Genomic DNA, 22,059 nt, shown 5'->3' on the forward strand with positions numbered 1-22,059 from the left:
GGCCGACTGCGCGCCGAGAGCCACCCGGTTAGTCTGTCTCGCGACGGGCACCACCGAACAGACCGGGGACTCCCATGCCGACGGTGATCGCGACCATCAGCCTCAAGGGTGGGGTCGGGAAGACCACGCTCACGGCCGGTCTCGCCGATTTTCTCGCCGGTGTGTTCGGCAAGAAGGTGCTCCTCGTCGATCTCGACGCCCAGACCAACCTCACGACGATGATGATCGGGGAGAAGACCTGGCAGGCGTGCAACGCGCGCGGCCACACCGTCGCCACCCTCTTCGCCGACGTCCTCGACGGCACCCGTCGCTTCGATCTCGAACGCACCGTGCAACGCGGTGTCTCGTCGATCGACGGGGTCGCGGGAATCGACCTCGTACCCTCGTCGCTCGATCTGATCGACCTACAGGAGGAGATGAGCGCGCACCGGGTCGTCGCCGACGATCATCTCGCCGCGGTCGGGGTGCTGCGGGGTGCGTTGGCGCCGGCCATGTCCCGCTACGACTACGTGCTCATCGACTGCCCGCCGAACGTCGGCCCGTTCAGTCTCAACGGATTGTTCATGGCCAGTGGATATCTCCTCCCGACGATCCCGGATGTGTTGTCCACCTACGCGATTCCGCGCATCCAGCGGCAGGTCGCCGATTTCGGCGCCGAGATCGGCCGAACGATCGTCGAACTGGGTGTCGTCATCACCAAGTACCGGTCGTCGTCGTCGCTGCACCGGGACACCGTCCACCGGCTCCGGCGCGATCCGACCATCCAGAACATCCTGCCGGCATACCTTCACGAGGCCAACGCGATCGGCGCGGCCGCCGCCCACACGCGGTGGCCGAGTCTGCATGCCAAATACGGGTATCACGGACACTACGAGCAATTTCGGGATCTGACGCGTGCGGTCATGGTCGAAGCCGGGGCCAAACTGCTGCCCATCGGCTGAGCCGCCCTGCTACGCCCAACGACGGCGAGATCCCCACGTTTCGGTTCCAACCCGCAGCTCAACGGCTAGATTCGTCTCAGTCCGCCGCCCGGCGGCATTCACGACTGCCCAGGAGTTCCCATGATGAACAAGGTGCACATCGCTTCAGTCCTCGGCGCGGCGGCACTGGCGATGGCCGTCACCGCATGCGGCTCGGACGACTCGGGTTCCGACGGTACCGACGCGGAGGCTTCGGTGACCGTAGACGGCAAAGAGGTGGAGCTGGCGGACAAGAGCGTCGGCTGCACCAACGCCGGCGACAAGGTCACCATCGGGATCGGTTCCGGATCGGGAACCTCCGGTGTGGGCGTCGTGCTGTCGTCGGGTGATTCGCCCGAGGTGGAATCGGTCGGGCTCGGTTCGGTGGACGGCGTGACGCTGGGCTTCCAGAAGGGATTGGGCGACGGCAAAGCCGAGGCCTCCAAGGACGGCGACACCTACACGATCACCGGCGACGCGACCGGAATCGACCTCGCCAACCCGACCCAGAAGGTGACCAAGTCGTACGAGATCAAGGTGACCTGCCCCTGACTCCGGTCACTCCGCCGACCCCCGGAAACGGCTGACCTCGGACCGGGCCGCGTCTGGGCTGCTCGGAGGTGTCGGTTGAGGCATCCGAGGGTCTCGATGCGCATACAGATCGAGGGCTCAGGTGTGAAGGGTGCGCGATCTGGGTACGTTCAGCCTTGTAGCAAATCGCACGATCTGGACGATTCGGACGATTTACACACGCAGGATCAACGACGACCTAGGAGGCAGACATGCTGGGAATTGGCATCATTGCGTGGATCATCATCGGTGGCCTGGCCGGCTGGATCGCCAGCAAGATCATGAAGACCGATGCGCAGCAGGGGATCATCCTCAACATCGTCGTCGGTGTGATCGGTGGTCTGCTCGGCGGTTGGTTGCTGACACTCTTCGGCGTGGACGTCGAAGGCGCCGGATGGATCTTCAGCTTCATCACGTGCCTGGTCGGTGCGTGCATCCTGCTGTTCCTGGTCAAGCTCGTGACCGGGCGAGGACGCCGCACACGCGTCTGACCGACCCGACCGTGACCCCGCCCCGGTTCCCGACGCACCACGCGTTCGGGCCGGGGCGGCGCCGTTCGCGGGTGAGTACGTTGGGAGAAGTACGTGTGTTCCTCGACTGCGAAAGTGAGCAACCAGTGACCCGAGTGGCCATCATCGGTGGACACGGCAAGATCGCGCTGCGCCTGGCGAAGATCTTGGCCGACCGAGGCGATCAGGTGACCTCGATCATCCGCAATCCCGAACATGCCCAGGACGTCGCGGAGACCGGCGCGGTGCCCGTGGTCGCCGACGTGGAGACCCTCGACACGACCGGGATCGCCACGGCGATCTCCGAACACGATGCCGTGGTGTGGTCGGCGGGTGCGGGCGGAGGCGACCCGGCACGGACCTTCGCCGTCGACCGTGACGCCGCGATCCGTTCGATGGACGCCGCGGCGAAGGTCGGGATCAACCGGTACGTGATGGTCTCCTATTTCGGCGCCCGCCCGGATCATGGTGTTCCCGAGGACAATTCGTTTCACGCATACGCCGAGGCCAAGGCGGCTGCCGACACCTACCTCAAGTCGGGCGATCTCGACTGGACGATCCTGGGACCCAGCCGGCTCACCGACGAGCCGGGGACGGGGAGGATCGCCGTCGGCGGGACCCGCGGCGGGGGTGACGAGGTCAGCCGCGACAACGTCGCCGCGGTTGCCGCAGCCGTTCTCGCGCGGCCCGAGACCGTACACAAGGTGATCGAGTTCAACGACGGACCCACGCCGGTCGCCGACGCGGTGGCACAGGTCTGACACGATGCCCGCGCGTGCGCATGCTCTGGTGACGCAGCTGCGCGACGTGGTCGGTGAGGGCCACGTCCTCACCGATCCCGAAGCGGTCGAGGGCTTTCTCGTCGACTGGACGGGCCGGTACCGGGGCGAGGCCGATGCGGTCGTGCGGCCGCGCACCACCGAGGAGGTCTCCCGGGTCGTCGGTGAATGCGCGTCCGTCGGTGCGCGGATCTGCGTGCAGGGTGGGAACACCGGACTGGTGGGCGGGTCGGTCCCGCCGGCCCGGGACGACACGGGACGACCGGTGATCGTGCTGTCGACGGTCCGGATGACCGACATCGACGAGGTCGACGCGGTCGGACGCTGCGTGGGCGCCCAGGCGGGGGCGACGATCGACGCGATCGACGGCCGGGCCGCCGAGGCCGGTCTCGCGTTCCCCGTCGACCTCGCCTCCAGGGAGTCGGCCACCGCCGGCGGGGTGGTGTCGACCAACGCCGGTGGCATCCGCATGATCCGTCGCGGTAACACGCGTTCCCAGGTGCTCGGGATCGAGGCGGTCCTCGCCGACGGTCGCGTCCTGCGCCGGTGGACGTCGCTGGTCAAAGACAATGTCGGATACGACCTCCCGGCACTCCTGGCCGGCAGTGAGGGCACTCTGGCGGTCATCACGCGCGTGCTGTTCAAACTCGTCGTGCCGCCGTCGGCGGCGACGGTCGCGGTGGCCGCCGTCGAGCACGTCGAGAACGCGATCGGGCTGATCGGGGCCGCATCGTCACGCGGCCTCACCGTCGAGGCGGCCGAACTCATGACCGAGGCCGGCATCCAACTCGTCCACGAGCACGGACAGCGTCGCCCGACCGCGACACCGGGCCCCTCCTACGTTCTGCTCGAGGTGTCCGGGGTCGGCGACATCGAGTCGACCATGGCCGAATTGTTCGGCGAGACCGACGGACTCATCGACGCCGTGCTCGAACCCGCGCCCGCCCGTGCGCTCTGGGGCGCGCGCGAGAGTCACACCGAGACGATCGCACGGTCGAGTACGACGCCGGTGGTCAAACTCGACATCTCGGTACCGATCAGGGCCCTGCCGGAGGCCTTCGCCGAACTGGCCGAGGTCGGCGAGATGAGCGAATTCCCCTGCCGGCCGATACTTTTCGGTCACATCGGCGACGGCAACATCCACGTGAACCTGCTCGACGTCCCCGAGGAACACACCGGGACGGTCACTGATCGGGTGTTCGGGATCGTCGCGGCCAACGGCGGGTCCATCAGCGCCGAACACGGCATCGGCCGCGCCAAGACCGCCTGGACGCACCTCGGCCGGTCCGACGTCGACCTCGACACGATGCGGCGCGTCAAGGCGTCCTTCGATCCGCAAGGGCTGTTGAATCCGGGCGTCATATTCGGTGCTCCTGCTTCCTGAGCAGCCCGGAGCGTGCGGAGGCGTCGACCGTTCCCTGAGTAGCCCGGAGCATGCGGAGGGCGTATCGAAGGGACAGTCAGCAGACCCATCTGAATCCTGAGACGATGGCGAGGTGGCTGACGTGAACCCCGACAGGTTGACCGAGCTGGCGCATCGTCACGGTGTGGCCACCGAGTATGTGGGCTGGGACGAGGAGACCCACGACGTGAGCGCGGAGACGCTCGTCGCCGTCCTGGGCGCCCTCGATGTCGCCGCGGACTCGGCCGAGGCGGTCGAGGAGTCGATCCGCGAGGTCGACGAGCGGCCGTGGCGCGAGTTCGTGCCCTCGGTCACCGTGGTGACCGAAGGCACCGGCCACACCTTCTGCGTCCATGTCCCGCACGGGAATCTGGTGAAGGTGTGGATCGCGACCGAGGACGGCCGCGACGTCGCACCCGAACAACTCGACGTATGGGTGGAGCCGCGCGAGATCGACGGCGCGCTCGTCGGGCGGGCCACCTTCGCGATCCCGGACGACCTCGAACCCGGATACCACCACATCAAGGCCCTGGACCTCGACGACTCGACGGCGTCGAGTGCACCGCTGATCGTCACCCCGCGCCGGCTCCACACCGCTGACCGGCTGCTCGGGCGGCAGCGGTGGGGTCTGGCCGTGCAGTTGTACTCGATTCGCTCGGCGCATTCGTGGGGCGTCGGCGACTTCGCCGATCTGACGGGCATCTGCGAGGTCGCGGGCAGCGCGTTCGGCGCCGACTTCGTCCAGGTCAACCCGTTGCACGCGGCGCAACCGCACCCCCCGATCGAGGCCTCGCCGTATCTGCCGGTGACCCGCCGCTTCCTCAACCCGCTCTACATCCGGGTCACCGACATCCCTGAACTCGACGGATTGTCGAAGGCGCAGCGCAAGTGGGTGCGCAAGCTCGCCCGCGGGTTCATGGGCGAGAACACCGCCACCGACAGGATTCGGCGCAACAAGGCCTACCGGGCCAAGCTGGAGGCGCTCGAACTGATCTACGACGTGCCACTGAGCCCGGAGCGGAAGACCGCCCTGCGCGAGTTCCGCCGGCGGGAGGGCAAGGGCCTCAAACGTTTCGCCACGTGGTGCGCGCTGGCCGAACGCTACGACGCCGACGACCCGCGCTGGCAGGACAAGTTCCTCGATCCCGTCCACCTGAAGAAGAAGCGCCGGAAACTGGCGCGGCGCATCGACTTCCACATCTGGTTGCAGTGGATCTGCGACGAGCAGCTCGCCACTGCGGCGCATGCGGCGAAGTCCGCCGGGATGTCGGTCGGCGTGATGACCGACCTCGCCGTGGGAGTGGGCCGGCACAGCGCCGACGCCTGGGCGCTCGGTCACGTGCTCGCGTCGGGGGCGACGGTGGGCGCGCCGCCGGACGGCTTCAACCAGCAGGGACAGGGCTGGGATCAGCCGCCCTGGCATCCGCGGCGTCTCGCCGAGGCCGGCTACGAGCCCTACCGCGACATGATCCGCACCGTGCTACGGCATGCGGGCGGCGTCCGCGTCGACCACATTCTGGGCCTGTTCCGGCTGTGGTGGATTCCCGACGGCATGACTCCGGCCGGCGGCACCTACGTGCACTACGACAGCGAGGCCCTCATCGGAATCCTCGCGCTCGAGGCGCAGCGGGCCGACGCGGTGGTCGTCGGCGAAGACCTCGGCGTCTTCGAGCCGACGGTGCAGGAGACGTTGCGCGAGCGCGGAATCCTGGGCACGTCCATCCTGTGGTTCGAGCAGGACCGCGCAGCCGCGATCGCGCCGGAGCGCTATCGCGAGCTGTGCCTGACGTCGGTGACGACCCACGATCTGCCGCCGACGTCGGGCTATCTGGCCGGCGACCACATCGCGCTTCGAGCGCGGTTGGGCCTCCTAGAGACAGGCGAAGAGGCCGAACGGGAGCGCAACGAACGCGAACGTGACGCCGTCCTCGAACTCGCCTACGAGCGCGGGCTGCTGTCCCGGGACACCCCGCTGTCGGACCCCAAGGTGGTCGATGCCCTGTATGCCGTCATCGCCCATTCGCCGTCGGTGCTGCTGAGCGTCGCCCTGGTGGATGCGGTGGGGGAGCGGCGGATTCAGAACCAGCCAGGTACCAGCGCCGAGCAGTACCCGAACTGGTGCATCCCGCTGGCCAACGCCGACGGCGAGGTGGTGCTGGTCGAGGACCTCGTCAGCAGCGTGCGGTTCCGTCGCCTGGTGAACGTGCTCAACGAGTGCGGTGTGCCGGGCTCCTGACCACAAAGATCGTCAGTATCAGCGCCACCAGCGCGAGCACCGCGACACCGATGTTGAAGGCGATCCCGGCCGGGCGCAGACCCCACTGTTGCGCGGCCACGCCCTGTCCCACGATGGGCAGCGAGATCGCGACGTAGGCGACCACGAAATAGGTCGAGGTGACCTCCGCGCGCCGATCCGCCGGGCTCGCCGCCACCACTGAGGCCAGTCCCTTGCTGAAGGACATGCCCTGCCCCACACCGCACACCACGGCGCCACCGAGCAGAGCGCCAGTCGACGCGGCGGTCAGACCGACGATCGACAGGCAGGTGCCGCCGATGAGGATCGCACAGCCGGCGATCAGTGCCGGGTCGGTGGGCATGCGCCGCACCACGATCTGCGTGACGGCCGACGAGGCGAACAGCACGAAGACGATGAATCCGGTGAAGGCGCGGTCGTCGATGCCGAGGATGTTCACCACGAAAGAGGGCATGACGCCGGTGAACGTCCCCATCACGGCGAAACCGGCGAAGGCGGCGATCGACGCGCGCACGAACACCCCGCGCATGTCGGCGGGCACGGACAGTCGCTGAACACCAAGACGTGCACCGGGTTTGACGTCGACCGTCTCCTGCAGTCGCCAGATCCCGACGCCGGCGAGCGTCAGCAGGACGAGATCGACGAGGAACGGGGTGCGCAGTGGTGACGGTGCGTATTCGGCGAGCAGGCCGGCCACCAGCGGTCCCAGTCCGAGACCGCCGATGTTGGCCGCGGTCGCCACCGCCGGCGCACGACCCCGCCACGACGGTGGGGCCAGTTCGATGACCGCGGTCGTCGCCGCCCCGGCGTAGATGCCCGCCGACAGCCCGGACAGCACCCGCCCCACCAGCAGTTGCCAGACCGGTCCCGCGGTGAGGAAGACGACGGCGCTCGCGGCGGACAGCAGTGCGCCGGCGAGGAGCAGCTTGCGTCGGCCGACGACATCGGACCAGCGGCCGAATCCGATCAGTGCGGCGATCACGCCGGCCGCATACACCCCGAAGACGACCGTCGTCGTCGCGACCCCGAATCCGAGCTTCTCGCTGTAGATCGAATACAGCGGCGTCGGCAGGGTGGTCCCGAGCATGACAACGGCGAATGCGTAGACCGCCGCGATGAACGACGGGGTGCTCGATCGATCAGACATGAGACTGCCAAACTACCGCCGGACCGGTTCCGAGCGTTCACCGGGAACAAATCCTCGACGTCTCGGCGCATCGCCGGACCGGGCGCCGTCGCGTCGCCTATGGTCCGTGGCATGCAGGCTTCTGAACCTCGTGTCCTGGTGACCACGTCACGGATGCCGTTCGCCGTCGACGAGATCCACAAACTCGGCGAGACCGGCCGCGATGTCACCGCCGCGGACACCTTCGCGGCGGCGCCGGGCAGCCATTCGCGCGGCGCGCGGAGGCATCTGGTGTTCCCCGCCCCCACCCAGCAGACCGCGGCCTTCATCGACGCGGTGATCGAAGCGATCGGCGATCACGACATCAACTGGCTGCTCCCGATGTTCGAGGAGGTCTTCTACCTCGCCAGGCATCGTGACCGCATCACGGCGGCGCATCCGGCCACCGAACTGTTCTTCCCCGACTTCGAGACCCTGGCCCGCGTCCACGACAAGGTCGAATTCACCGCACTGTGCCGCGAACTCGGGCTTCCGGCCGCGGAGTCGGTGACCACGACGAACCGCGACGAACTGCGCGAGGCCACGCAGCGCTGGCCGCACTGGTTCGCCCGGGCCGCCTACGGCCGTGGCGGACTCGACGTCCTCACCAACACCGGCCCGCTGGCCGGGGAGTCCTCGATCGATGACATCACCCCGACCCGCGACGATCCGTGGCTCGTCCAGGAATACCTCACCGGTGTCGACCGGTGCAGTTGGAGCGTCGCGCATCACGGGGAGATCGTGCTGCACTCCTGCTACGAGCATCCCCTCGCCATCGACGACCGCGGCGGTATCGTCTTCGAGTCGGTCGACTCCCCGGAGTCGCTCGCCGCCGCACAGAGCCTCGCGCGAGAACTGAACTGGCACGGGCAGATCAGTTTCGACTACCTCGTCACCGACGACGGCGTCCACCACATGGTCGAATGCAATCCGCGGCCGACCGCCGGGTGCACCGTCGCCACCGCCGACGAGTTCGACACCGCGTTGTTCGACCCGGGTGAACTGGTCGTCGTCCCCGCGGGGCGCAAGAAGATGATCACGGCGGCTGTACTGCGTGATGCGCTCAGGCATCCATCGCATCTGCGCAGGGACCTGGCCGCGGCCAAAGGTGCAGGCGGTGTCTACGACCAGCCGCACGACCACCTACCGCTGCTCTATTCGGCACTGTCCCTGCAACACATCCTGGCCTATCGCAAGGAGCTCGGACTCAACCGCGACACGAGCGAGGAGCTGATGGCGACGCAGTTCTTCGACGTGCTGTGGGACGGGACCGCGATCGCATGACGGCGATGAGCGCCATGCGATGTCATTCCGGTGGCGCGACTTCCACCGAGTTCGCGGAGCCGGACCGATATCGCATGCGACGTCAACTCGGCGAATTCGGTTGTTGCGCAACTGGACACCCCGGGCCATCACCGGCGCCGACGCCCCGCCGCCGACTGATCGAACCGCCGCGAAACACGCCCGGCGGCGAGCCGAACGTGCCCGCAACCAGCGCGAGCGGGAACGTCGTCAGCGGGCGGACGGTCCGGCGCCTTTCTGAGGCGATCCGGAGCGGTTCCGGGCCGCCTGAGTGTGTGCTACGTTACGGTAACTGTCGGTAACAGTTATCGGGGATTTTCCATGCAACCTGCACACGACGCTCCTGCTCATAAGGCTCCTGTCCACGACGTCCTGATCGTCGGCGCGGGATTCGGTGGGATGGGCGCGGCCATCGCATTCAAACGCCTGGGCATCGGCAACATCGCGATCCTCGAGCGGGAGGACGATCTCGGCGGGACCTGGCACGTGAACCACTATCCCGGTCTCGCCGTCGACATCGCCTCGGTCACCTACTCGTACTCCTTCGAGCCCAACCCGAACTGGTCTCGACTGTTCGCCCCCGGTCCCGAGCTCAAGCGGTATGCACATCACGTCGCGGACAAGTACGACCTCAAACGGCACATGGAATTCCAGACGACGGTCGACGGCGCCGAGTGGGACGACACCGCGCGTCTCTGGCGGGTGCGCACCGGTGACGGAACCGAGCGCACCGCCCGGTACCTGGTGACCGCGACCGGCTTTCTCTCCCAGCCGCACGTCCCGGACTTCCCGGGGATCAAGAACTTCCAGGGCACGATCCTGCACACCGCGGCGTGGCAGGACGGCTTCGACTTCACCGGTAAGAAGGTGGCGGTCATCGGCACCGGCGCCACCGCCGTCCAGCTGATCCCGGAGATCGCCGAGCGCGCCGATGCGCTCACCGTCTTTCAGCGGACGCCGATCTGGGTGGTGCCCAAGATCGACTTCGCGATCCCGTCGCCGGTGCAGCAGCTGTTCCGGCGAATCCCGTTGACCCAGCGCGCAGCACGGCTGGTCAACACCTCGTTGCTGGAAATGCTGATGGTCTTCGGCGTCCTCCACTTCAAGCAGTTCAAGCCGGGCAACAAGCTGGCTGCGGGACTCGGCAAGGCGCACCTGCGATCACAGGTCCCCGACCCGGAGTTGCGACGAAAGCTGACGCCGGACTACGACTTCGGATGCAAGCGTCCCACCTTCTCCAACACCTACTTCCCGAGCTTCACCAGACCGAATGTGACGCTGGAGACCAGCGGGATCGCCCGCCTCGAGGCGGACGGCATCCTCGCCGGCAACGGCACCAAGACCGAGATCGACACCCTGGTCCTGGCCACCGGATTCAACCTGTGGGATGTCAATTTTCCCGCCTTCGAGATCATCGGCCGGGAGGGCCGGGACCTCGGGAAGTTCTGGCGGGAGGGCCGATTCCAGGCCTACGAGGGTGTCGCGGTGCCGAAGTTCCCCAACTTCATCTCGCTCAACAGTCCGTACTCCTACAGCGGTCTGTCCTACTTCACCACCATCGAGGGGCAGATGAAACACATCACCCGCCTCTTCGGTGAACTCCGACGCCGCGGCCGGGACACCTTCGAGGTCACCGAGGCGGCGAACGCCGCCTTCCTCGACGAGGCGACCCGCCGCCTGCAGTCGTCGGTGTTCTACAACGGCGACTGCACGACGTCGCGGAGCTACTACTTCAATCAGCACGGTGAGGCGACGCTCCTGCGTCCTGCCTCCACGCTGCGCACCCTGCGCGAGATGGACTCATTCCCTCTGAGTGACTACGTATTCCGCTGACCGGAGCCCGTGTCAGTGGTCGGGGAGTCCGAGATAGCCGCCGAGTAACCGGCGGATCATCGCGGTGATCTCGGCCCCGTCCGCGTTCGCAGGTGGCGACGTCGCCGTCTCGGAATGCTCGGCACCCAGTGACCTGCACGCCTGGACGATCACCGCGTCGATCAGCTGGGCCACCTCGAGTGGACGTTGCTCGCCGTGCGCGACGAGGGCTTCGACGAGCGGCTCCTGCAGTTCCCGATGGAACCGCTGCATCGGTTCCTGCAGGACACTCGGATCGACCACCCGGGCAAGCGCATTCGCCACAGCCTGCTCCGAACCGACGAACAATTCGACGTTGGCGCAGATGTAACCCCAGATCTGCTGTCCGGGTTCGGCTTGTGCACCGACACGATCGCGGACGAACCGGCCCCAGCTGGGGAAGAGATCAGCCACGACCGCGGCCAGGAGTTCCTCGCTCGACGAGTAGTACTGGTAGACGCTGGAGCGGGCGAGTCCGACGCGCTTGCCGACCGCGGCGAGGGTCGGCGCCTCGCCGGTCTCGGCCAGGATGGCCTTCGCGCCGGCGAGGATCGCCTGGATCTGCTGTCGTCGATGCTCGGCGACAGTGGGCGCTTGAATGCGTGGCAAACGCCCACCTCCTCAGCTCATCTGGATGCCGGCGATCCCGGCGTGAGCTTTCCGTCGACCATTTCGTACACCTTGTCACAATGCGCGACGACCTCGTGGTCGTGGGTCACCATGACCGTCGCGACGCCGTGCTCATGGGCTTCATGGGCCAGGAGCTCGACGATCTCGTGGCTGCGCCGGCGGTCGAGCGCGGCCGTGGGCTCGTCGACGAGGAGTACATCCGGCCGGGTCATCAGTGCCCGGGCGATGCCGACACGCTGCCGCTCACCTCCGGAGAGCTGGTGGGGACGACGCTTGGCCTTGTGCGACATGCCGACGTCGGCGAGGAGCTCGTCGGGCGAGCGGGGGTCGGTGACGCGGCCGAAGGTCAGTGGCAACCGCAACTGGTCCTCGACGGTCAGTGCGTCGAGGAGGTTGCCGCTCTGGAAGACGAATCCGATGTGTTCGCGCCGGATGCGGGTCAGCTCTTGTTTCGACGCGGTGCTCAGGTCGGTGTCGTCGACGGTGACCGTCCCCGAGGTCGGAGTGATCAGACCGCCCGCGACGGCCAGCAGGCTGGACTTACCCGAACCGGACGGTCCCATGACGGCGACGAACTCACCGGGCGCGACGTCGAGGCTCACGGTGTCGAGTGCGGTGACGACGTCCTCGCCGTCACCGTGCACGAGGCTGACCTCGGAGAGGGTGAGTGCGCTCATCGGTTGCCTCCCAGGGCGGTCAGGGGATCGACGCGGGTGATGCGGAGGACGGCCACGGCGGCGCCGATCATGCCGAACAGCACGAGCAGGGCGCCGGCCCCTGCGACCGAACCGGTCTCGAGGGCGAAGGGCATCGGGGTGGAGCCGATGGCGGCCCCGAGGCCGACGCCGATGCCGATACCCACCCCGGCCGAGACGAGCAGCAGGATGAACGACTGCATCAGCGAGTCGCGCAGCAGATATCCGGTGGAGGCGCCCATCGCCCGCATCACCGCAATCTCCTGTCTGCGCTGGATCGTCCAGACGGTGAAGAACGCCCCGACGACGAGTGCCGAGATCGCGTACAGAAAAGCCTCGATCAACGTCAGGGTCGACGTCTCGGCGGTGTATCCGGGTGAGGCGCCGAAGGATTCGTCGAGGGTGAGCGAGGTGGTGTTCGCGGCCGCGTCACCGGCCGCCAGGTCGACGCCGCTGCCCGCCTTCACCGCGACGGCGGTGATGTCCTCGTAGACGCGAGGCGGCACCGGCTCGCCGGGACGCGACCCGGCGCGGATCTCCTGCCAGGTGCCGAGCGGCACATAGGCGACGTCGACGTGTCCGAAAGTGCTCTGACCGTCGAGGATTCCCACGACGCGAAGCTGCGTGCCCAGCGGCTCGACGGTGACCGTGTCGCCGATCGCGAGGCCGTCCTCGGCGGCGGTCTGGCTGATGACGAGCTCTCCCGGTGCACCGGAGAGCGAGTCGCCGACCGCCGCAGTGGGATTGACGAAGGTGCTCGGTTCGACGCCGAAAAGCGCGAGGTCGATGTCGACGCCGGTGTTGGTCCGGCCGTTGATCAACGTGTTGCCGAACGGGGCGGCGTCCTCGACCCCGGACTGCTGCGTCCACTTCTCGACGGCCGAAGTCGGCACCAGGGAGCGCGAGAAAGCGGAATCGGTGGCGACGTCCTTCTGGAACGCGAAGGAGGTCACCGGCAACTTCTTCAGGCCGGAGACGCCGTCGTTCACCAGACCGACCGACAGTCCGCTGAGCAGCACCATCAGGATGGCGATGAGCGCGACCACCGAGCCCATCAGGGCGAATCGTCCGCGTGCGAATGAGAGTTCACGTAGTGCGAGGAACATGTCACTGCCCTCGCAAGTTTGCCGACACCATGTCGGCAACGATACCGACACTGTGTCGGGATGTTGTCCTCGGTCCGGTGTGAGACCGGTCATGCGCAACACCGCGCCATGCGGTGCGGCCGGGTTTAGCCTGAAGAGCATGCGTGCTTGGGCAGTGGCCGAGCCTGGTCCGATCGACACCCGACCACTACGGCTCGTCGACAAACCGGAACCGCGGCCCGGGACCGGCGAGTTGTTGGTGCGGGTTCGTGCCTGCGGTGTCTGCCGTACGGATCTGCATGTCGCCGAGGGGGATCTGCCGGTCCGCCGCACAGGCGTGACACCTGGTCACGAGGTGGTCGGGGAGGTCGTCGAACTCGGTCGCGACGCCGACGGTTTCGCGGTCGGTGACCGGGTCGGCGTGGCCTGGCTGCACAGCACCGACGGCACCTGTGATCGTTGCGTCCGAGGTGCCGAGAACCTCTGTGCGGCATCGGTGTACACCGGATGGGAGGTCGACGGCGGCTACGCCGAGTTCGTGACCGTGCCTGCGGCGTTCGCGTATCCGCTGCCGTCCGGGATCGACGATGTCTCGACGGCTCCGCTGCTGTGTGCGGGCATCATCGGATATCGCGCACTGCGGCGGACCGGCCTGCTCGACGACCCGGGAACGGGGCATCCGAAGAGGTTGGGACTGTATGGTTTCGGCGGTAGCGCCCACCTGTGCGCGCAGCTGGCGATCGCGCTCGGGATCGAGGTGCACGTCCTGACGCGTGGGGAGCAGTCCCGGCGATTGGCCGCCGACCTCGGCGCGGCGTCGGTGGGAGACGCCACCGCCGCCGCGCCGGTGCTGCTCGACGCGGCCATCACCTTCGCCCCGGTCGGCGAGTTGGTCCCGGTCGCGATGCGCGCACTCGACCGTGGCGGCGTCCTGTCGATCGCCGGCATCCATCTCAGTGACATCCCTCCGCTCAACTATGAGCGGGAGCTGTTCTACGAGAAGGAGATCCGCTCCGTCACCGCCAACACTCGCGCCGACGGCGCCGAGTTCCTGACGCTGGCCGCCCAGCATGGCGTCCGGGCGACCACCCACCGGTACCCGATGTCGCAGGCCGATCGCGCACTCGCCGACCTCGCGGCGGGACGCTTCGACGGGGCCGCCGTGCTGGTCGCGGACGCGTGAGGCGGCGTCACAGTGGGTTGAGCAACTCCGGTCCGTTGTTGGCGACGCGGTTGACCAGCGGGGCGACCTCGCGGATGTCGATCGCCTCGGCGAGACGCTCGGCGGGCGCCGCGAACAGGTCGTCCGGTGCCCGGTGGTCGGGATCGAGCCAGGCATCCCAGTTGTCGAACGGCATGATCAGCGGCATCCGGTCGTGGACCTCGCGCAGTTTGCCGACGGCATCGGTGGTGAGGATCGAGCAGCTCAGCAGGGGCGGGGCGGATTCGGAGTTCTTGTCGTGCCACACCGACCACAAACCGGCCATGAACAACCGGGTGCCGTCCTGCGGGGACATGTAGAACGGGATCTTGGTGGGCTTGCCCTTGCTGTCGGGCGGACCCTTCTTCCACTCGTACCAACCGTCCATCGGCACCAGGCATCGCTTGGACTTCACCGACGCTCGGAACGAACTCTTCTCCGCGGCGCTCTCGGCCCGGGCGTTGAACAGCAGCGGACCCTTGCCGACCTCCTTGGTCCACGGCGGCACGAGCCCCCACCGCATCGCGCGGATGCGCAGCAGCGGGTCGTCGTGCGGGTCCTCCGGTGAATGCCGTTTGACCACGGTCATCACCGTGGTGGTGGGCGCGACGTTGTAGTTCGGACCGGGGGATCGTGGCCCAGAGGACTTCCGACCAGGGGAGTCCAGGTCGGCCGAGTCCTCCGCCGGGGGTTCGGGTACCTCGTTGACGGCGTCGATCTCCGCCGCCAGCTTCGCCGGATCGGTGGTCACCGCATAGCGTCCGCACATGGTCACCATGCTGCCCTACGCCTGCGAGACAAGGGACCTCACACGGCGATGTCGGCGACCACTGCCTTGGTGACCGCTACGAGGTCGGCCGGTGCGAGGGAGATCTCGAGTCCGCGTCTGCCTGCGCTGCAGAGAACCCGGTCGAACTCGAGCGCCGAGGAGTCGACGACCGTCGGCAGGGCGGTGCGCTGGCCGACGGGTGAGACGCCGCCGAGGACGTAACCGGTGCTGCGGGTGACGGCCTTGGCCTCGGCCATCTGCGCCTTCGACGCACCGAGTGCGGCGGCGGCCGCCTTCACCGACAGCTTGCGGGGGACCGGGACCACGGCGACGGCGAGCCCGGGGCGATCGCCGCCGGACAGTTCGACGACGAGCGTCTTGAAGATCTGTTCGCCGACCACCCCGAGCGAGTCGGCGAGGGCCTCGACGGCCTCGGCCCCGTAGGCCTCCGACCGCGGGTCGTGGTCGTAGCGGTGCACGGTGTGCACGACCTTCGCGCGTTCGAGTGCAGCGATCGCCGGTGTTGCCGCCATGGTCGGGAGCCTCCTGGGGGACGGAGTCGGGACGGGGAAAGCGTATGCGAGCCGCCCCGGTGCACCGTTGTCGGCGGAGGTGCCCTGCTCGGGTCGACATCCGCCGATGTGACGGATCACGTCGGGAACAAACCTCCCGTCCCGGCCTGTTGTGACTGGTTGCGACGTGATGATCGGGAGCGCATGCGAGGAGGTCGAACCGATATGAGCGCAACGGCGGTACTCGAACCACCGGAACTCGTGGAGGCGAGGCCTCTCCTGCCCGGGCCGAGGTCGGTAAGCTTGACCGGCAACGTCCCAGTGACGCCTCTCATCGAAGGGATCGTAGTGGCCGAAGCCGAGTCAGCCGACACCGAGAAGGGGTCTGCCGAGAAGGGTGCGCCGCGGCGCACCGATCCGAGCGAGTCGCCCGCGGAGCTCACCGAACGGTTCGAGCGCGACGCCCTGCCGCTGCTCGACCAGATGTACGGTGCCGCCCTGCGGATGACCCGCAATCCCGCCGATGCCGAGGACCTCGTCCAGGAGACCTACATCAAGGCGTTCACCGCCTTCGCGTCGTTCCGGGAGGGCACCAACCTCAAGGCGTGGCTCTACCGGATCCTGACCAACACCTACATCAACGGCTACCGCAAGAAACAGCGCCAACCCGCGCAGTACCCGACCGACGAGATCACCGACTGGCAGCTCGCGTCGACTGCCGAGCACACCTCACAGGGGTTGCGCTCGGCGGAGATCGAGGCCCTCGACGCCCTTCCGGACGACGACATCAAGGCCGCGCTGCAGGAGCTCCCGGAGGATTTCCGGATGGCCGTGTACTACGCCGACGTGGAAGGCCTGCCGTACAAGGAGATCGCCGAGATCATGGACACCCCCATCGGCACCGTCATGTCCCGACTCCACCGGGGACGCCGTCAGCTGCGTGAACTGCTGGCCGACGTCGCACGGGAGCGTGGTTTCAACCGATCCGCCAGCGCGAAGGGTGCGGAGGTGGCGCGATGAGCGACATCGATCCGGAACTCACCCAGCTCGACTGCTCCGCGGTGATCGCCGACGTCTGGCTGCTGCTGGACAACGAATGCGACGAGAACGCCCGCAGGCGGCTCCAGGGGCACCTCGACACCTGCCCGTCCTGCCTCGCCCATTACGGCATCGAGCTGCAGCTGAAGGCGCTCGTCAACCGCAAGTGCGGCGGAGACCAGGCACCCCAGGGGCTGCGCGATCGTCTTCGAGTGGAGATCCGTAAGACAGTCATCGTCCAGGAGATCGCCGAAACCGACCGCTGAACCCGATCCGGCCTCCGTCCGCGCGGAGGCCGGACACGAAAAAGCCCGGGCGGCCATGGTGGCCGTACCCGGGCGTTTTTCTTGGTGCTCGTTCGCCGAACCCCGCCGAGAGGCGAAGATCAGGCGTTGGGACGCTTGCCGTGGTTGGCAGCGTTCTTCTTACGAGCGCGCTTCTTGCGTCCGCGCTTTCCCATGACGCATCTCCTTTTGCCGGCGGATGGGGACATCACAGTGTCTCAGGCATTCTCCCACGTGCCAAAACCCGGTCGGTCATCGCCCGGCGCCGACGTGGCCCCGACCGATCGTCGGCCGTCATCACGTGGGCTAACTTATGTGCATGGCAGAAGACGTGGTGGCAGAGATCGTCGCGAGTGTCCTCGAAGTCCTGGTCGTCCCCGGACAGCAGATCGAGGTCGGTGACAGCCTGGTGCTGCTGGAGTCGATGAAGATGGAGATCCCTGTTCTCGCAGAAGAACCGGGCACGATCGCCGACATCAAGGTGCAGGTGGGCGATGTCATCCAGGCCGGCGACGTCATCGCGACCTTCGAGTAGCCCGCCACCGCCCGCCCGCCGGTCCGCGACCCCGGAGCATCCCCATGTCGACCCTTTCCGACCTGCTCGCCGAGCACACCACGCTCTCCGACGCGGCTGCCGCGCACCTGCAGCGTCTGGTCGCCGAGTGGCAGTTGCTGGCCGACCTCTCCTTCGCGGACTTCCTCCTGTCGGTCCGCACGGATGACGGCGCCGTGGTCACCGTCGCGCAGTGCCGGCCCAACACTGCGTCGACCGTCTTTCCCACCGACGAGGTGGGCCGCGTCATCGACACCGCGGTGCATCCGCAGGTGCTCCGCGCCTTCGACTCCGACAAGGTGCTCCGCGACGAGGACCCCACCTGGTTCGGGGCGACCGCCATGCGGCAGGAGGCGGTTCCGGTCGGTTTCGACGGGGCGGTGATCGGCGTGCTGACGCGGGCCGTCGACCTCACCCACCCGCGGTTGCCGTCGCCCCTGGAGCTCGCCTACCAGGACTCCGCGGACGATCTGTGCCAGATGGTCGCCGATGGCACGTTCCCGCACGAGGAGGGCAATCCGCGGGGTCTGTCGACGCCTCGGGCCGGTGACGGGTTCATCCGGCTCGACCGGACCGGCACGGTCACCTATACGAGCCCCAACGCGCTCTCGGCGTTCCACCGCATGGGCTGGACGGCGGAGCTCAACCACACCAGGCTGTCCGACGTCGTCAAACAACTCGTCACCGAGCCGTTCGAGGCCGACGACGTCGCGATGATGCTCGACATCGCCGCCGGGGTCGCCCAGGTACCGACCGGGCCGTACCGCGACATCGGCATGCGCGTGGAGGCCGACGCCCGACGCGCGACGGTCCTCATCCGGGCGGTGCCGCTCCGCCCGAAGGGCCAGGAATCCGGGACCGTGGTCCTGATCCGTGACGTCACCGAGGTCAAACGGCGCGACCGCGCACTGATCAGCAAGGACGCGACCATCCGGGAGATCCACCACCGGGTCAAGAACAACCTGCAGTCGGTCTCGGCGCTCCTGCGTCTGCAGGCCCGGCGCACCTCCAACACCGACGCGCAGGAGGCCCTCAACGAGGCCGTGCGCCGCGTCGCCTCCATCGCCCTGGTGCACGAGCTGTTGTCCGGCAGCGTCGACGAGGAGGTCGATCTCGACGAGGTGGTCGATCGTCTGGTTCCGATCCTGGTCGATGTCGCGTCGAACGAGTCGCGGGTGACGGTGCGTCATCGCGACCGTCTCGGGGTGCTCACCGCGGAGCTCGCGATGCCGCTGGTGATGGTGCTCACCGAGCTCATCCAGAACGCGATCGAGCACGGCTTCGACGGCTCACCCAGGTCGGACGCCGAGATCGCCGTCATCGCCGAACGTGACGTGCGTAACCTCCGGATCGCCGTGCGCGACAACGGCTCCGGCCTACCCGAGCACTTCGACCTGTCCACCTCGGATCACCTCGGACTGCAGATCGTCAAGACGCTCGTCTCGATCGAACTCGGCGGCGAACTGGACGTCCGTGCCAATCCCGAGGGCGTGGGAACCGAAGTCGGAGTGAACATTCCCCTGCGGTCATGAGGGGTGGTCGGCAAAACCGTTGCCGGGCACGAAAAAACCCGGCCGTGGCCGGGTTTCTTCGAATCCGGGCGAACGCCGACTCGGATGAGCTCTAGACGCTGCTCCGGGTGCGGGTGCGTGCGGTACGACGCTTCAGTGCGCGACGCTCGTCCTCGCTCATGCCGCCCCAGACGCCTGCATCCTGGCCCGACTCCAGGGCCCACGAGAGGCAATCGGCGGTGACGGGGCACCGTGCACAGACGAGCTTCGCGTCGGCGACCTGTGCGATGGCCGGACCGCTGGTTCCCACGGGGAAGAACAGCTCCGGATCCTCGTCGCGACAGATGGCCTTGTGACGCCAGTCCATTCCACTACTCCTTCAGGCGCGTTTCCGCGCACCACTCGATTGGCTGATTGCTGATTTGTTGGCTGGTAACTCTCAGTTCACGCGGGCGCACCGTATGTTTCCGCGTTGTTGCTTGTGAATACTTTCACGAATCCGGCCGAAGTCAATGGTTCTCGGTTAACACGTGGGCAACATCACGTCTCGCGCCTACCACTCCGGCCAGAGCGGGGCCCACGGGGGGTACGGACAGCAGGTTCACCGCCCGTGTAGTAGCCTACGCGCACCCCGCGACAACTGTCGATGAGTTTCCGCAGGTCGCGCCCCTGACATGGCACGAAATAGCCCGTGACGTGGACAGACCCATCGAGTACTCTTGCTCACATGCGTCGACGATGTTGATCCACACCACGCCGATCCGGCCATGACGGCCCGAGTCCACAACGGCGACTAACGGCCGCGGCCGTGAGCGCCGCCCTCTTCGAGGACCTGATACCGCTCTACCCGGTCTACGCGATTCTGTTCGCCGATGCCACCGTTCCCGGGGCCGGGCTGTCGGCCGTCGAGATCAGCGCCCTGTTCGCGCTCTGGTCGGTCTCGACGGTGGTCGTCGAAGTTCCCACCGGAATCCTGGCCGACCGGTTCTCACGGCGCCGCCTGCTCGTCGCGGGGCCGCTGGTCACCGGTGCCGGCTTCGCGCTCTGGACTTTCGCTCCCTCGTTCCTCTCCTTCGGGGCCGGCTTCGTCCTGTGGGCGATCGGCGGCTCGCTGCGCTCCGGCACGAGCCAGGCGCTCGTCTACGACGAACTCGTGCATCTCTGCAGGTCACCGGACTATGCGCGTCTGGCCGGTGCGATGCGCGCGGCCGCCGCGGTCGGGCTGATCGGCGGCACGGCGCTGGCGGTGCCCCTGCTCGCGTGGGGCGGATACGCGGCGGTCGGTATCGCAAGCGTCGCGGCATGCGTGCTCTGCGCGGTCGCATCCGCGGCGTTGCCCGAGACCCGGCGCACCGGGTCGCGACGCACCGAACAGGATGTGGCACCGGGCGCCGTCATCGCTGCCGTCGACGATGCGCCGACGGGGTGGCTCGCGATTCTCCGCAGTGGGCTGCGCGATGTGCGCGAACAGCCGGTCGCCCGCCGGATGCTGATGCTCGTCGTCGCTCTGACCTGGGTCGCGGCGCTCGATGAGTATCTGCCGCTGCTGGTCGAGTCCTTCCTGGCCGATTCGGTCTCGGGTGCCCCGACCCCACAGTCGGTCGCACTGCTGATGATCGTGGTCGCCGCCGGGGACATCTGCGGTTCCCTCGCGGCGCGGCGCGTCCGCGACTCCGCCGCGGTCGGCCCCGCGGTGGGAGCCGGTGCGGTCCTGTTGATCCTCGCCGCGCTGTGGGGTCACCCGGCCGGTGTCCTCGGCGTGGCCGTCGCATTCGGGATCTTCGGCTGGGCGCTGGTCGCCGCCGACGCCGTGCTGCAGGACCGGCTGACTTCGGCGTCGCGGGCGACGGTCACGTCGATCGCCGGCGTGGGGGAGGAGGTGGTCGCGCTCCTGGCGTTCGCCGGATGGGCCGCGGGCTCGGCACATCTGGGCCCGGCGGCACTGTTCGCGATCGCCGCGCTGCCCTATGCGGTGGCGGGCGGCGCGATGACGCTGAGGGCGTCGCGACGATGGCGAAAACGTATGTCGCGGAACGCGCCGATGTAGTCGCCGTCCATCTGCACGTCGATCGGGGCCTCGGCGACGAAGCGGACCTCGTCGACGTCGTCATCCCGAAACAGATGGTGCGCCTTGGGATCTGCTTGTGTCAGCAATCGAGTGGCCAGGGGAAGGTTGCGCAACACGCCGGTCGATGTCGCCACGAACACGCCCAGACCGGTGTCGAAACCGGTGGTCGGATTGGTGCGGATCTCGCGCGGCCCGAGATAGGTCCAGGGACTTGTGTTGGAGACGAAACCGAAACGGGCGCCGACGATCCGGTCGCGGCCGGGGATCTCGACGTCGAAGGTCGCCGAACTGCCCGCCTGCTTGAGGAAGCTGGTGACGGTGGTCCACAGATACCGGGCGGGTGTGGCGGCCTTGCCCGCATGGCGCTTGTCCTCCATCGCATGCACCACGACTGCGTCCATACCCATTCCGGTGTTGAACAGGAACCACCGGTCGTCGGTGTGACCGAGGCCGATCCGACGGCTCGCCCCCGCGTCGAGGAGTTCGATGATCTGCCGGGTCGCGAGCAACGGGTCGGGGTCGATGCCGAGGGTGCGCGCGAAGACATTGGCGCTGCCGCCCGGGATGACGGCGAGGGCGGGCCGGTGACGCGAGGGGTCACTCGTCCCCGGCGGATCGAGGAGACCGTTGGTGGCCTCGTTCACCGAGCCGTCGCCACCGTGGACGATGACCGTGTCGAAGTCCTCGGCCGCCGCGCGGGCAGCGAGTTCGAAGGCATGCCCGCGGTGGGTGGTGAGCTCGACGTCGAGGTCGAAGTGTGCGCTCAGCGTGTGCACGAGAGCATCGCGACCGGCCGGACTGGTCGCGGTGGCGAAGGGGTTGACGATGAGCATGACGCGCACGACACCCGAGGATATGGGGTGGGTGGCATGGGCGCGCATCCGCCCTGCGTCCGCCGGCCCGGGGGATGTGCCCGCGTGGG

The 22,059-nt window shown here is 67.7% G+C and carries 23 protein-coding genes; 14 read left to right on the top strand and 9 right to left on the bottom strand.

What is annotated here, in order from left to right:
• The first annotated feature begins 74 nt into the window (after positions 1–74).
• From NWF34_RS04890 to malQ, 6 genes are all read left to right on the top strand, one after another.
• Entirely contained in the window at positions 75–941 is an 867-nt protein-coding gene (locus tag NWF34_RS04890; RefSeq protein WP_024498881.1) for a ParA family protein, read from the top strand.
• Positions 942–1,061: 120 nt separating this feature from the next.
• Entirely contained in the window at positions 1,062–1,511 is a 450-nt protein-coding gene (locus NWF34_RS04895; RefSeq protein WP_081712446.1) for a lipoprotein LpqH, read from the top strand.
• A gap of 230 nt (positions 1,512–1,741) precedes the next feature.
• A complete protein-coding gene (locus NWF34_RS04900; RefSeq protein ID WP_024498883.1) occupies positions 1,742–2,020 on the top strand; it encodes a GlsB/YeaQ/YmgE family stress response membrane protein in 279 nt (92 codons plus the stop codon).
• A 125-nt stretch (positions 2,021–2,145) separates the two neighbouring features.
• Entirely contained in the window at positions 2,146–2,799 is a 654-nt protein-coding gene (locus NWF34_RS04905) for an SDR family oxidoreductase (RefSeq protein ID WP_024498884.1), read from the top strand.
• Between the two features lie 4 nt (positions 2,800–2,803).
• The gene (locus tag NWF34_RS04910; RefSeq protein WP_024498885.1) at positions 2,804–4,201 is read left to right on the top strand and encodes an FAD-binding oxidoreductase; all 1,398 of its coding nucleotides are present in this window, start codon (positions 2,804–2,806) and stop codon (positions 4,199–4,201) included.
• Between the two features lie 121 nt (positions 4,202–4,322).
• On the top strand, positions 4,323–6,455 hold the full coding sequence (gene malQ / locus NWF34_RS04915; RefSeq protein ID WP_258324356.1) for a 4-alpha-glucanotransferase: 2,133 nt from the start codon (positions 4,323–4,325) through the stop codon (positions 6,453–6,455).
• On the opposite strand, the gene NWF34_RS04920 is transcribed toward malQ, so the two are convergent.
• Complete coding sequence (locus NWF34_RS04920) at positions 6,427–7,620, bottom strand: MFS transporter (RefSeq protein WP_258324324.1); 1,194 nt, start codon at positions 7,618–7,620, stop codon at positions 6,427–6,429. The genes malQ and NWF34_RS04920 overlap by 29 nt on opposite strands.
• Positions 7,621–7,731: 111 nt before the next feature.
• Between NWF34_RS04920 and NWF34_RS04925 the strand changes: the two genes are divergently transcribed.
• The gene (locus NWF34_RS04925; RefSeq protein ID WP_258324325.1) at positions 7,732–8,922 is read left to right on the top strand and encodes an ATP-grasp domain-containing protein; all 1,191 of its coding nucleotides are present in this window, start codon (positions 7,732–7,734) and stop codon (positions 8,920–8,922) included.
• 339 nt (positions 8,923–9,261) lie between these two features.
• On the top strand, positions 9,262–10,773 hold the full coding sequence (locus NWF34_RS04930; protein WP_258324326.1) for an NAD(P)/FAD-dependent oxidoreductase: 1,512 nt from the start codon (positions 9,262–9,264) through the stop codon (positions 10,771–10,773).
• A gap of 12 nt (positions 10,774–10,785) precedes the next feature.
• Here the strand turns inward: NWF34_RS04930 and NWF34_RS04935 are convergent, their stop codons facing one another.
• The 3 genes from NWF34_RS04935 to NWF34_RS04945 are packed head-to-tail and all read right to left on the bottom strand — an operon-like array spanning position 10,786 to position 13,222.
• The gene (locus NWF34_RS04935; protein WP_258324327.1) at positions 10,786–11,400 is read right to left on the bottom strand and encodes a TetR/AcrR family transcriptional regulator; all 615 of its coding nucleotides are present in this window, start codon (positions 11,398–11,400) and stop codon (positions 10,786–10,788) included.
• 17 nt (positions 11,401–11,417) lie between these two features.
• Positions 11,418–12,098 carry an ABC transporter ATP-binding protein gene (locus NWF34_RS04940; protein WP_024498891.1) on the bottom strand — a complete coding sequence of 227 codons (681 nt, stop codon included), beginning with the start codon at positions 12,096–12,098 and terminating at the stop codon, positions 11,418–11,420.
• Positions 12,095–13,222: an ABC transporter permease gene (locus NWF34_RS04945; protein ID WP_024498892.1), complete on the bottom strand. Its 1,128-nt coding sequence runs from the start codon at positions 13,220–13,222 to the stop codon at positions 12,095–12,097. The genes NWF34_RS04940 and NWF34_RS04945 overlap by 4 nt, the downstream gene beginning before the upstream one ends.
• A gap of 139 nt (positions 13,223–13,361) precedes the next feature.
• Between NWF34_RS04945 and NWF34_RS04950 the strand changes: the two genes are divergently transcribed.
• The gene (locus tag NWF34_RS04950) at positions 13,362–14,384 is read left to right on the top strand and encodes a zinc-binding alcohol dehydrogenase family protein (protein ID WP_024498893.1); all 1,023 of its coding nucleotides are present in this window, start codon (positions 13,362–13,364) and stop codon (positions 14,382–14,384) included.
• 7 nt (positions 14,385–14,391) lie between these two features.
• Here the strand turns inward: NWF34_RS04950 and NWF34_RS04955 are convergent, their stop codons facing one another.
• The gene (locus tag NWF34_RS04955; protein ID WP_035760468.1) at positions 14,392–15,171 is read right to left on the bottom strand and encodes an SOS response-associated peptidase; all 780 of its coding nucleotides are present in this window, start codon (positions 15,169–15,171) and stop codon (positions 14,392–14,394) included.
• A gap of 38 nt (positions 15,172–15,209) precedes the next feature.
• Complete coding sequence (gene ybaK, locus NWF34_RS04960) at positions 15,210–15,704, bottom strand: Cys-tRNA(Pro) deacylase (protein ID WP_024498895.1); 495 nt, start codon at positions 15,702–15,704, stop codon at positions 15,210–15,212.
• A gap of 204 nt (positions 15,705–15,908) precedes the next feature.
• Here ybaK and NWF34_RS04965 point away from each other — a divergent pair, with 204 nt between their 5' ends.
• A complete protein-coding gene (locus NWF34_RS04965) occupies positions 15,909–16,703 on the top strand; it encodes a sigma-70 family RNA polymerase sigma factor (protein WP_152528533.1) in 795 nt (264 codons plus the stop codon).
• A complete protein-coding gene (gene rsrA / locus NWF34_RS04970) occupies positions 16,700–16,987 on the top strand; it encodes a mycothiol system anti-sigma-R factor (protein WP_024498897.1) in 288 nt (95 codons plus the stop codon). The genes NWF34_RS04965 and rsrA overlap by 4 nt, the downstream gene beginning before the upstream one ends.
• A 119-nt stretch (positions 16,988–17,106) precedes the next feature.
• On the opposite strand, the gene NWF34_RS25420 is transcribed toward rsrA, so the two are convergent.
• Entirely contained in the window at positions 17,107–17,181 is a 75-nt protein-coding gene (locus tag NWF34_RS25420; RefSeq protein ID WP_369758845.1) for a 50S ribosomal protein bL37, read from the bottom strand.
• Between the two features lie 143 nt (positions 17,182–17,324).
• Here NWF34_RS25420 and NWF34_RS04975 point away from each other — a divergent pair, with 143 nt between their 5' ends.
• Both NWF34_RS04975 and NWF34_RS04980 read left to right on the top strand, forming a co-directional pair.
• Complete coding sequence (locus NWF34_RS04975) at positions 17,325–17,540, top strand: biotin/lipoyl-binding carrier protein (RefSeq protein ID WP_024498898.1); 216 nt, start codon at positions 17,325–17,327, stop codon at positions 17,538–17,540.
• Between the two features lie 44 nt (positions 17,541–17,584).
• The gene (locus NWF34_RS04980) at positions 17,585–19,090 is read left to right on the top strand and encodes a sensor histidine kinase (protein WP_024498899.1); all 1,506 of its coding nucleotides are present in this window, start codon (positions 17,585–17,587) and stop codon (positions 19,088–19,090) included.
• Between the two features lie 91 nt (positions 19,091–19,181).
• Here the strand turns inward: NWF34_RS04980 and NWF34_RS04985 are convergent, their stop codons facing one another.
• Positions 19,182–19,436, bottom strand: coding sequence for a WhiB family transcriptional regulator (locus NWF34_RS04985; RefSeq protein WP_004023450.1), 255 nt, complete (start codon positions 19,434–19,436; stop codon positions 19,182–19,184).
• Between the two features lie 441 nt (positions 19,437–19,877).
• Here NWF34_RS04985 and NWF34_RS04990 point away from each other — a divergent pair, with 441 nt between their 5' ends.
• Entirely contained in the window at positions 19,878–21,116 is a 1,239-nt protein-coding gene (locus NWF34_RS04990; protein WP_024498900.1) for an MFS transporter, read from the top strand.
• On the opposite strand, the gene NWF34_RS04995 is transcribed toward NWF34_RS04990, so the two are convergent.
• Positions 21,035–21,970: a diacylglycerol kinase family protein gene (locus NWF34_RS04995; RefSeq protein ID WP_193748679.1), complete on the bottom strand. Its 936-nt coding sequence runs from the start codon at positions 21,968–21,970 to the stop codon at positions 21,035–21,037. The genes NWF34_RS04990 and NWF34_RS04995 overlap by 82 nt on opposite strands.
• Positions 21,971–22,059: the final 89 nt, after the last annotated feature.

Source organism: Gordonia sp. GONU, from assembly GCF_024733855.1.
Lineage (GTDB): Bacteria > Actinomycetota > Actinomycetes > Mycobacteriales > Mycobacteriaceae > Gordonia > Gordonia amicalis.